General features: G+C 40.1%; 10 protein-coding genes. 9 read left to right on the top strand and 1 reads right to left on the bottom strand.

Translation table 11 applies throughout. The features are described 5' to 3' along the window. The 4 genes from HA632_RS10085 to HA632_RS10070 all read left to right on the top strand — a co-directional run bounded on the left by HA632_RS10085 (position 1) and on the right by HA632_RS10070 (position 6,740). On the top strand, positions 1 to 1,662 hold the full coding sequence (locus tag HA632_RS10085) for an alpha-amylase family glycosyl hydrolase (RefSeq protein WP_176307041.1): 1,662 nt from the start codon (positions 1 to 3) through the stop codon (positions 1,660 to 1,662). Between the two features lie 2 nt (positions 1,663 to 1,664). Beyond that, positions 1,665 to 2,312, top strand: a complete 648-nt coding sequence (locus tag HA632_RS10080) for a glycerophosphodiester phosphodiesterase family protein (RefSeq protein WP_176307040.1) — start codon at positions 1,665 to 1,667, stop codon at positions 2,310 to 2,312. After that, a complete protein-coding gene (locus HA632_RS10075) occupies positions 2,309 to 3,523 on the top strand; it encodes an NAD(P)/FAD-dependent oxidoreductase (RefSeq protein ID WP_176307039.1) in 1,215 nt (404 codons plus the stop codon). Before HA632_RS10080 ends, HA632_RS10075 begins: the two co-directional genes overlap by 4 nt. 64 nt (positions 3,524 to 3,587) lie before the next feature. Continuing rightward, a complete protein-coding gene (locus tag HA632_RS10070) occupies positions 3,588 to 6,740 on the top strand; it encodes a T9SS type A sorting domain-containing protein (protein ID WP_176307038.1) in 3,153 nt (1,050 codons plus the stop codon). Positions 6,741 to 6,788: 48 nt separating this feature from the next. Here HA632_RS10070 and HA632_RS10065 read toward each other — a convergent pair whose 3' ends face one another. After that, a complete protein-coding gene (locus HA632_RS10065; RefSeq protein ID WP_176307037.1) occupies positions 6,789 to 7,265 on the bottom strand; it encodes a TspO/MBR family protein in 477 nt (158 codons plus the stop codon). Between the two features lie 89 nt (positions 7,266 to 7,354). On the opposite strand from HA632_RS10065, the gene HA632_RS10060 reads away from it, so the two are divergent. The 5 genes from HA632_RS10060 (at position 7,355) to HA632_RS10040 (ending at position 11,905) form a co-directional block, all read left to right on the top strand. Continuing rightward, the gene (locus tag HA632_RS10060) at positions 7,355 to 8,446 is read left to right on the top strand and encodes a diphosphomevalonate/mevalonate 3,5-bisphosphate decarboxylase family protein (protein WP_176307036.1); all 1,092 of its coding nucleotides are present in this window, start codon (positions 7,355 to 7,357) and stop codon (positions 8,444 to 8,446) included. A 5-nt stretch (positions 8,447 to 8,451) separates the two neighbouring features. Continuing rightward, complete coding sequence (locus tag HA632_RS10055; protein ID WP_176307035.1) at positions 8,452 to 9,390, top strand: mevalonate kinase; 939 nt, start codon at positions 8,452 to 8,454, stop codon at positions 9,388 to 9,390. Positions 9,391 to 9,445: 55 nt separating this feature from the next. Next, positions 9,446 to 10,372, top strand: a complete 927-nt coding sequence (locus HA632_RS10050; protein ID WP_176307034.1) for a geranylgeranylglycerol-phosphate geranylgeranyltransferase — start codon at positions 9,446 to 9,448, stop codon at positions 10,370 to 10,372. 178 nt (positions 10,373 to 10,550) lie between these two features. Then, entirely contained in the window at positions 10,551 to 11,480 is a 930-nt protein-coding gene (locus HA632_RS10045; protein WP_176307033.1) for a pseudouridine synthase, read from the top strand. A 62-nt stretch (positions 11,481 to 11,542) separates the two neighbouring features. Continuing rightward, positions 11,543 to 11,905 (top strand): nuclear transport factor 2 family protein, encoded by a 363-nt coding sequence (locus HA632_RS10040; RefSeq protein WP_176307032.1) that lies wholly within the window; start codon positions 11,543 to 11,545, stop codon positions 11,903 to 11,905. Positions 11,906 to 11,969: the final 64 nt, after the last annotated feature.

Here is an 11,969-nt window from a genome sequence, read left to right as displayed (position 1 = left end):
ATGAAAAATATACTGCTTACGCTTTCCGCTGCCCTACTATTGTTGGGTTGTAATTGCACCAAAGAAACGGTAAAAACACAACCAACTGCTGCACAAACGCCTTTCCTTTGGGAAAGTGCCAATGTGTATTTCCTTTTAATCGATAGGTTCCAAAACGGCAATCCGGCCAATGATAAAATCATCAACCGCAATAAACCCACCGGTGTTTTACGCGGCTTTGAAGGCGGCGATATTCGTGGTGTAATTCAGAAATTAGACGAAGGCTATTTTACCAATCTCGGCATCAACGCCATTTGGATGACACCGGTTGTAGAGCAAATTCACGGCTCAGTCGATGAAGGCACGGGTAATTCGTATGGCTTTCACGGCTATTGGACCAAAGATTGGACAGCAGTTGATCCAAGTTACGGGACCAAAGAAGATTTAAAAGAATTGGTCGAAAAAGCACACGCCAAAGGCATCAGAATCATGCTCGACGCTGTAATCAATCACACCGGACCGGTTACAGAACTTGACCCGGTTTATCCGAGCGATTGGGTACGAACGTCGCCTAAATGTACTTACCAGTCTTACGACACTTACATCAATTGTACGTTAGTAGAAAACCTTCCGGATGTGAAAACCGAGAGCAATGAAAACGTTGCTTTGCCGCCAATGTTGGTCGAAAAATGGAAGAAAGAAGGTCGTTACGAACAAGAAGTAGCCGAATTGGATGCTTTTTTCAAAAAAACAGGTTATCCGAGAGCTCCGAAATATTACATCATGAAATGGCTTTCAGATTACATTACCGATTATGGTATTGACGGATATAGAGTCGATACCGCCAAACACACCACCGAAGATGTTTGGGCCGATTTCAAAAAAGTATGCGATAGGGCTTTCGCCGATTTCAAAAAGAGCAACCCATCCAAAGTATTAGACAACAATGGTTTCTTTACCGTTGGTGAAGTGTATGGTTACAATATCGGAGCGAAAAGACTCTATGATTTTGGGGATAAAAAAGTAGATTATTACGCTAATGGTTTCACCGGATTAATCAATTTCGATTTCAGAAATGAGGCCAAAATGAACTATGAAGAATTGTTCTCTAAGTATTCTAACATTTTGCAAAATGATTTGAAAGGCAACACCGTAATGAACTATGTAACGTCGCACGATGACGGTTGGCCATTTGATAAAAAACGCGAAAAAACCTTTGAATCGGGAACCAAATTGTTGTTGGCACCGGGCATTTCGCAAGTGTATTACGGAGACGAAACTGCTCGTTCTCTTGAAATTGAAGGCACTCAAGGCGATGCTACTTTGCGTTCGTTTATGAACTGGAATGATTTGAAAACAGACAGAACCAAAAACCAATTATTGGTGCATTACCAACTTTTGGGAACATTCAGAAAAAACCATCCTGCCGTTGGCGCCGGAGTACACCAAATGATTTCGCAATCGCCTTATGTCTTTAGCAGAACTTACAGCAAAGGCAATTACAACGACCAAGTAGTCGTAGGATTAGATTTGCCAATAGGGAAAAAAGAAATTTCTGTCGGAACTGTTTTTACTAACGGAACCAAAGTAAAAGATACTTATTCGAACAAAGAAGCCACTGTTGAAAATGGAAAAGTGACTTTAGACACTAATGCTACGATAGTTTTATTGGAAAAATTATAACCATGCTCATAATCGGTCATCGCGGTGCGAAAGGTCATGCAGCCGAAAACACTTTGGCTTCCTTCCAAAAAGCCATTGCCTTAGGCGTTGACATGATTGAACTCGATGTACAATTGAGTTTGGATAAAGTGCCGATGGTCATACACGATGAAACCATTGACCGTACGACTTCGAGCGTGGGTTTGGTTACCGATTATTCCGCTAAAGAATTGCAAAAGTTAGGGATTCCAACATTACGCGACGTATTCGAACAAGTGGACAATCGCTGCGAAATCAATGTAGAAATCAAAACGTTTTCGGCCACCCAAGCTGTTTTGGATTTGATAGATAAAAACATATTCGAAAAAACTAAAATCCTAATTTCGAGTTTCGATTGGAATGCGTTACAAGAAGTCCGGTTTCACGATGAGGAAATCCGAATTGGCGTTTTGACAGAAACCGATTTAGACTTGGCTTTGGCTTTCGCCAAATTCATCAAAGCCTATTCGATTCATCCTTATTACCACATGCTGACGGCTGAAAAAACTCAGAAAGTCAAAGAAAAAGGATTTAAAATTTTTCCTTGGACGATAAATGAACCCGAAGATATTACCTTTGTGACATCGTTAAACGTTGACGGTATCATTACTGATTTTCCCGAGCGAATATGAACTCAAACTATGACATTATCATTGTAGGCGGCGGTGCGGCAGGTTTTTTTACAGCCATTAACATTGTCGAAAACAATCCGAAGCTCAAAGTCGCTATTTTGGAGCGTGGTAAAACCGTATTGGAGAAAGTGCGCATTTCGGGTGGTGGCCGTTGTAATGTAACACATGCTTGTTTTGTACCGAATGATTTGGTCAAATTTTATCCGCGTGGCGAAAAAGAATTGCGCGGTCCGTTTCACCAATTTTGTTCAGGCGATACGATTGAATGGTTTGAAAAGCACGGCGTCGAATTGAAAATAGAAGACGATGGGAGAATGTTTCCCACTACGGATTCTTCCCAAACCATCATCGACTGTTTTTTGGGCTTGACCCAGAAACTAAAAATTGACGTGCTAACCGGACAAAGTATGCAATCGCTTTTTCATGGTGACAATTACTGGAAAGTAGAAACCAACCACGAGACTTATTCTTGTCAAAAATTAGTCATGACTACCGGCAGTAATCCTAAGATTTGGGAATTGCTCGAAAGCATGAATCACACAATAATTCCACCGGTTCCATCGTTATTTACTTTTAATATCAAAGACGCTCGAATCAAAGATTTGATGGGAATTTCGGCTTTTGCCCATGTGAAAGTCAAAGGCACAAAATTGGAAGCTTCCGGACCGTTATTGATTACCCATTGGGGCATGAGTGGACCGGGAATCTTAAGACTTTCGGCTTGGGGCGCCAGAATTTTGGCAGAGAAAAAATACCAATTTGTGTTAGAAGTCAACTGGCTCAATGATGTTACTTTTGACGAAGCCATGGAAAGTTTGAAAGAACTCAAACAAGAACACGCAAAAAAAGTGGTGAGCAAAAAATCGCCTTTCGAGTTTCCGAATCGACTTTGGGAAAGTTTGGTTTTGGCTTCCGTCATTTCGGATGAAACCAAATGGGCCGATTTGACTAAAATGCAATTGACGAATTTGGCTAACCAACTCACCAATGGTCAATTTCAGGTGAATGGCAAAAGTACTTTTAAGGAAGAATTTGTGACTGCAGGTGGCATTGATTTAAGAGAAATCAACTTTAAAACCATGGAAAGCAAGTTGCATGAAAACTTATTTTTTGCCGGGGAAATTGTCAATATCGATGCGATTACGGGCGGATTTAACTTTCAAAACGCCTGGACGAGTGGGTTTCTTGCGGCACTAACAATCGCCAAATAATTTTATTCTTTTTTAGCTATTTAATTCAAAATCAGTTATATTTGGTAGTCAAAACCAACCAATAATGAAAACAAAACTACTCTTTAGTCTTTGGACTATGTTCTTTGCATCAATTTTAAGTTCCTATGCGCAAAATTTCCCTTCCTGCGGCGGAACGTTTACGGATCCGGAAGGACCTAACGCCAATTATGTTAGCAATACCGATAGTACCGTCACAATTTGCCCAAGCAATACGGGCGAAAATGTTACCGTAACCTTCACCGCTTTCGATGTCGAAGCCACTTGGGATGCCCTTTACGTTTTTAACGGTGACTCCACAACTGCTCCACAAATTGCGAGTACTAACGGAGCCGCCAATGTCCCCGGAGGACTGGCAGGAGGTTTTTGGGGAACGACTTTACCGGGACCATTTACCTCTTCGCATGCCAGTGGTTGTCTTACCTTCCGATTTAGAAGTGACAATGCCGTAAACCGTGCGGGATGGATAGCCAATGTAACTTGCGCAGCACCACCAGCTTGTCCTCAACCCGTTTCATTGGCTTCAACAAATGTTACTGCTTCGGGGACAACTTTAACTTGGACAGAAGCGGGTACCGCTACCGGATGGCAAATCATTGCTGTCCCTTGTGGGTCAGCTCCGCCAACGGCTAATACTTCCGGAACAAACGCAACTACAACCTCCTATACATTTTCAAGTTTAAGTTCTTCTACATGTTACAATGCCTACGTCAGAGCCATGTGTAATGCAACGGAAATAAGCGAATGGTCTGGACCATTAACTTTTACAACCCTAATTGGCCCTACAGTATGTGGCGGTTTATTTGTTGACAACGGAGGTTCAAATGCCAACTATCTTAACAGTTCAGATGTTACCACAACCATTTGTCCTGATAATCCGGGAGATTTAGTTACGGTTACTTTTACCGAATTCAACACCGAAGCTACTTGGGATGCTTTATACGTTTTTGACGGAAATTCAACCGCCATGCCTCAAATAGCGAGTACGAATCCGGCCGGAAATGTTCCCGGTGGTTTGCCCGGTGGTTTTTGGGGAACTGCAATTCCGGGACCGTTTACTTCTTCAAGTCAAGACGGCTGTTTAACCTTCCGATTCAGAAGTGACAATACTATAAATAGAACCGGTTGGATTGCTAACATTACGTGTGCACCGGCACCAACTTGTCCAAGACCAACTGCTTTAACAATTTCGGGAGCTACTCCTACTTCACTGGTTGCCGGTTGGACTGAAACCGGTTCGGCCACCAATTGGGATATAATTGTCCTTCCGGCCGGAAGTCCGGTCCCAAATGCTAATACAACCGGATTTATAGCATCTACTGTAAATCCTTTTGTTATCACCGGGCTTTCGCCCAACACTTGTTACACCATCTATACCAGATCGGTGTGTTCTGCCAATGATTCAAGTACTTGGAGTGTAGGCGTTTCTGCTTGCACCCAATCTTCACCTCCGGCTTGTGGCGGTCAATTTGTGGATAACGGCGGAGCAAATAGTCTTTATGCTAATAATTCTGATAATACTTATGTTATATGCCCTACCATTCCGGGTGAACTTGTAACCGTTGCATTTACTACTTTCGATGTGGAAGCGGATTGGGATGCACTGTATGTATTTGATGGCAACTCTATTAATGCGCCTCAAATTGCCAGTTCAAATCCGGCTGCCAACGTTCCCGGAGGTTTAGCAGGCGGCTATTGGGGCACAACTCCCCCTGGCCCTTTTACCTCTTCAAGTCCAGATGGCTGTTTGACCTTCAGATTCAGAAGTGACAACAGTGTAAACAGACCCGGATGGATTGCTAATGTAACTTGTGCCCCTGATGCAGACAAAATTGTTTTAGTATCCTTTGTGGATGATAACAATAACGGCATTAGAGATACCGGAGAAACTCTGTTTTCTAATGGATCATTTATTTACCAACAAAACGATTCCGGAACAAATATCAGTGGTTATTCTCCATCGGGTCAATTTGCTTTATACGACACTAATCCAAGCAATTCTTATGATTTTAGTTATGAATTACAACCGGAATACACAGCCTATTACACTACTGCCGGAACAACTTATAACGATATAAGTATAGCGGTGGGTAGCGGTACTCAGTTTTTTTATTTCCCTGTTACTTTGACTCAAACTTATGCTGACTTAAGTATTTCCATAGCGCCTTTGAGTCCGCCAAGACCTGGCTTAACTTATCAAAATAGAATAATTTATAAAAATATTGGGCTAGCGGCTTCAGACGGCACAGTTGCTTTTATAAAACCTTCTCAAGTAACGATAAACAATGTAAGTCAGGCCGGAGTTACAAATAACGCGAATGGATTCACTTATAATTTTACCAATCTTCAGCCAAATGAAACCAGAATTATCACAGTGACAATGACTGTTCCTCCAAGCCCTACAGTGAATTTAAATGATTTATTGACGGCTACTGCTACCATTTCAGCTATTGCGAGTGATATTAACTTGGTTAACAATTCGTATACTAATTCACAAATTGTTGTAAATTCTTGGGATCCAAATGACAAAATGGAAGCCCATGGAGACAAAATTCGAATCAATGAGTTTACTGCTGATGATTATTTGTTCTATACTATCCGATTCCAAAATAACGGAACGGCCAGTGCGATAGATATTCGTATAGAGGATTTACTTGATTCACAATTAGATCAGGAAAGCGTTAGAATGGTTAGTGCCAGCCACAACTACACGATGACCAGAAATGACAATCATTTGCAATGGGAATTCAAAAACATCTATCTTCCATCCTCGTTTGTTAATGTCAACGGAAGTATGGGCTATGTGCAATTCAAAATCAAAGCCAATCCGGGCTTCCAAGTGGGTGACATCATTCCAAACAATGCCTCGATTTATTTTGACTCCAATCCGGCTATTGTTACCAATACCTTTAATACGAAATTCTTGAACGCATTAAGCAATACTACTTTTGCGGATGGAAACTTGATTTTATATCCTAATCCTGCTACTAACAATGTTCAAATCAGTTTGGTAAATACTACTGAAACCATTGATACTGTTGTACTCTATGATATGTTAGGAAAAGCGGTTAAAACGGTTAAGGTACATGCAAACGAGATTTTCAATTTGAATGTAAACGATTTATCAAAAGGTGTGTACTTGGTAGAAATTAATACCGAAAACCATTTAAAAACCATCAAAAAGTTAGTAATCCAATAATTGAATATTCTTAGAGATAAAAAATCCCGCCTGATCGACGGGATTTTTTTATTTATTCAACCACCAAATACTTGCGTTGAGCACTGTGGCAAAACTGACCCAAGCCAAATACGGAATAAAGAGCATTCCGGCAATTTTATCAATTTTCTTAAATTGTGTATAGGTTTCAAAAATAACTAGCCAAAGTAAAACAATTTCAATCAACGCCAATAAAGGATTGTGCAATCCAAAAAACAAATAAGACCAAAGCGCATTCAACGCCAACTGGTAAATAAAAAACTTAAAAGCCTTCTTGACATTCTCCTCATCGGTATCAATCCGATTCCAAATCATGCCGCCGGCCACACCCATCATCATGTAAAGCACCGTCCAAACCGGAGCAAAAATCCAATTCGGCGGATTAAAAACCGGTTTGATTAAGGTAGGATACCAAGTCGTGATACTCTCTCGAGTGACCATACCGGATAAATAACCAATAGTCAAACAAGTGAACACCACAAGCACTATTCTTAAAATCCTCTGCATGTTAATTTTGTTTAAATATTGTTCAAATATACTAAACAAAAGAACATCCTTTTTATAAAAAATGTATCTTTGTTTAAATTTCAAAATCTATGCTATCCGAAAAGGATTTTATTTCAAAACCATTTTCTACAGTTATCGAAAACGGTAGTTTTCAATGGAGCGCACCCAGCAATATTGCTTTAGTCAAATATTGGGGCAAAAAAGAAAATCAAATTCCGGCCAATCCTTCCATCAGTTTTACTTTGAATCACTGTAAAACGATTACTAAATTGGCTTTTGCCAAAAAAGAACACAACACTAATTTCTCTTTTGATTTGCTGTTCGAAGGAAAACCCAAAGAAGATTTCAAACCGAAAATCCAAAAGTTTTTGGAACGAATCGAAATTTATTGTCCTTACTTAAAAAACTATCATTTCACCATCGATACCGAAAACACCTTTCCACACAGTTCCGGAATTGCGTCTTCTGCCTCGGGAATGGCAGCATTGGCAATGAATATAATGAGCTTGGAAAAAGCTTTGTATCCCGAAATGACTGACCGTTTCTTTAACCAAAAAGCCTCTTTCCTTGCCCGATTAGGTTCGGGAAGCGCCTGCCGAAGCATAAAAGGAAGTGTTGTTGTTTGGGGAAATCATGCCGAAATTAACGAAAGCTCAGACTTATTCGGAGTGGAATTTCCAGCCAAGATTCATGACAATTTCAAAAACTATCAGGATACCATTCTATTAGTAGACAAAGGCGAAAAGCAAGTTTCAAGTACAGTCGGACACGATTTAATGCACAATCATCCGTTTGCCGAGCAACGATTTGCCCAAGCGCATGATAATTTATCGGCCATCAAAAAAGTACTAGAAAATGGGGATTTAACCGAATTTATCAAAATTGTAGAAAGCGAAGCGTTGACTTTACACGCCATGATGATGACCTCGATTCCTTATTTTATTTTGATGAAACCCAACACGTTGGAAATCATCAATAAGATATGGCAATTCAGAAATAAAACGAATATTCCTATATGTTTCACCCTCGATGCCGGTGCGAATGTACATGTTTTGTACCCCGAAAACGTTAGAGTTGAAGCGATGCAATTTATTACTAACGAATTAGTTGGCTATTGTCAAAATGGTAACTATATTTGTGATGCCATTGGACTTGGAAGTCAATTGATAATTGATAATTAAAACAGATGAAAGGACCATTATTTTACTCAAAGATTCTTCTCTTCGGAGAATACGGAATTATAAAGGATTCTAAAGGTTTATCCATTCCCTATAACTTTTACAACGGTGCTTTGAAAGTGGACGAAAACCCTTCTGAAGAAGCGATTAAATCTAATGCGAGTTTACGTCGTTTTGTAACCTATTTGGAGCAACTCCAAAAAGACCAACCCGAATTAGTGACTTTCAACTTAGACGCTTTAAAAACCGATGTGGAGCGCGGCATGTATTTCGATTCCAGTATTCCGCAAGGATATGGTGTTGGGAGCAGTGGTGCTTTGGTTGCCGCTATTTATGACAAATATGCCAACGACAAAATCACCGTTCTAGAAAATCTAACCCGCGAAAAATTATTGCAGCTCAAAACAATTTTTTCCCAAATGGAAGCTGCCTTCCACGGAAAAAGTTCGGGTCTTGACCCTTTAAATAGCTATTTGAGCATTCCGATTCTCATCAATTCCAAAGACAATATCGAAGCTACCGGCATTCCGTCTCAAAGTGCGACCGGAAAAGGCGCAGTATTTTTGTTAGACTCCGGAATCGTTGGCGAAACTGCTCCAATGGTTAACATCTTTATGGAAAACCTAAAAGAAGAAGGCTTCCGTAAAATGCTGAAATCCCAATTCATCAAATACACCGACGCTTGTGTGGAAAATTTCCTCGGCGGCGATATGAAATCTTTGTTTGCCAACACCAAACAGTTGTCTAAAGTAGTCTTAAACAACTTCAAACCGATGATACCGGAACAATTTCACGGCGTTTGGCAACGCGGCATTGACACCAATGATTACTACTTAAAACTTTGCGGTTCCGGCGGTGGCGGTTACATTCTTGGATTCACCGAAGATTTAGAAAAGGCCAAACAATCCCTGAAAGATTACAAACTGGAAGTGGTTTACCAGTTTTAAATATGAAATCCTATTTTGTCATCCTGAGCGCAGCCGAAGGACTAATGTTGTAATAATGTTAAGCCGAAAAACCAAACACACCTTACTGAAAATTATAAGCATGTTTTCAGTGATTCGTGGCTATAACATTCCCGTCATAGCATTAGCACAATATTTATCAGCCATCTTTATTTTGGCTCCCGAAAAAAGAGCGCTGGATGTTTTGCTCGATTTCAACCTGTTTATCATTGTTTTGGTTTCCGGATTAACCATTGCTTCAGGCTACATTATCAATAATTTTTACGACAGCAAAAAAGACTTAATCAATCGCCCCAATAAATCCCAACTCGACCGATTGGTCAGTCAAAAAACCAAACTCCAAGTATACTTTACCGTAAATTTCATTGTCTTTTTGCTGGCTTTCCTGGTTTCGCTAAGAGCTGTATTGTTCTTTTCAGCTTACATTTTCCTCATTTGGTTCTATTCACACAAACTCAAGAAAATAGTAATCATCGGAAACCTAACCGCTTCTTTCCTGGCAGTGTTGCCCTTTTTTGCGATTCTTTTGTACTATAAAAATCTTTACCCGCAAATATTTGCACACGCAACGTTTTTGTATTTACTCATTCTCATCCGCGAAATGATTAAGGATTTAGAAAACATCAAAGGTGATATCGCCAACGATTACCAAACTATTCCCGTATTATTCGGCGAAGCGTTTTCTAAAAAAATCATTACGCTTTTGACCATTTCCACCATCATTCCGATCTATTTCTTAATCGAAATTTTTGAAGTCGGTTACATGGATATCTATTTCTATCTCAGCATGATTATCCTGATTTTCTTCCTGCAAAAGCTCTGGAAATCCAACTCAAAACCCGATTACCTCAAACTCCACAACATCCTAAAATTTTTGGTCGTTTCGGGTGTCTTTTGCATCGTACTCATCAATCCTTCGGTCTTAATTCACGGCAAAAAGATAGTAGAAACGATTGTTCGTTAGGAGCGAAAGTGATGGGCAATTGCTAAACCATTCCTGCCGGCAGGCAGGCAGGTTCCCGTTTTCCATTACAATCTCTGCGAGGATTTTCATGGCAACCGGGGCTAAAATCCAACCATAGCATTTTAATAGTCGGGATAAGACTCTGAAATACGTATCTTTGCACTAAATTATAGAATTTATGAACAAGAATGAAGGCAATAATAAAAGAGGCGGTTCACGACCAAACAACTCGCGACCAAGCTCCAATAAGCCTAAACCAGCCATGCCAAAAAGAGCGCAAGGTCCGAAAAAGGCTAAGCCAACAACTGGTGATGCCGCTCCCAAAAAAACAGCCAACCGAGCCGGAGGCGAACGGAGCGGAACTAAACCGGTAAACAATATCCCGAAACCCTTAAAATCGGATGACATTCGTTTGAACAAATACATCTCCAACTCGGGTGTTTGCTCGCGTCGAGATGCCGATATTTACATCCAATCCGGAAACGTGAAAGTCAATGGTGAAGTCATTACCGAAATGGGTTACAAAGTAAAACCGGGCGATGTGGTCAACTTTGACGGTACCACTTTAACCCCGGAACGCAAAGAATACATTTTGCTCAACAAACCTAAAAACTTCACCACTTCCAACGAAGACGATGCCGATCACAGAAATGTATTGGAATTGGTTCGCGCCGCCACCAAAGCCAAAATCCAACCCATTGGCCGTATGGATAAAAACACAACCGGATTATTGGTTTTTACCAATGATACCGATATGATTCGAAAATTTAGTTTACCCAATCAAAAATCAGCTAAGATTTACCAAGTTACCTTAGACAAAAACCTGAAGTTTGAAGATTTGGAAAAAATCTCAACCGGCGTAACCCTTGACGGACACCGTTTATATGTAGATGAAATCTCGTACATCGAAGGTGAAGCCAAAACAGAAATTGGTTTGAAACTAAGAACTTCCAATGTAAAAGTGGTTCGCGCCATTTTTGAAAGTTTCAAATACGATGTTTTAAAAATTGACCGCGTTTCTTTTGCCGGTTTGACCAAGAAGAACTTACCCCGTGGCAATTGGCGTTTCCTAACCGAACAGGAAATTATCAATTTGAAAAACGTATAAAAAATAGTCTATATTTACCGTAACAAAAATCCCATTTACTTGGGATTTTTTATTTAAAAATTATGTCAGCAGAAAAAAATCTCTCTATTGCCCATCTTTGGTTTGAAGCCTTCAACGCGCACAACCTTGAAAAATTATTATCACTTTATGATGACGAAGCAGAACATTTTAGTCCCAAACTAAAAATTCGCCATCCCGAAACCAATGGCTTAGTCACCGGAAAAGAAGCCTTGCGCTCTTGGTGGCAAGACGCTTTTGACCGTTTGCCCACTTTACATTATAAAGTCACTTCGTTGACTTCTAACTCAGATAGGGTTTTTATGGAATATGTTCGAACTGTTGAAAATGAACCCGACATGTTAGTCGCTGAAGTCCTTGAAATCAAAGAAAATCGCATCATTACCTCTCGAGTGTATCACGGATAATTTATCATTCCGTTAACAATACCATTGACCAAAAACCAATAGTTTTACTCCAACTAAACCAAAC

Source organism: Flavobacterium sp. J49 (assembly GCF_011742145.1).
Lineage (GTDB): Bacteria > Bacteroidota > Bacteroidia > Flavobacteriales > Flavobacteriaceae > Flavobacterium.
Note: the sequence above shows the minus strand (reverse complement) of the source record. Positions and strands in the feature narration are given on the sequence as shown.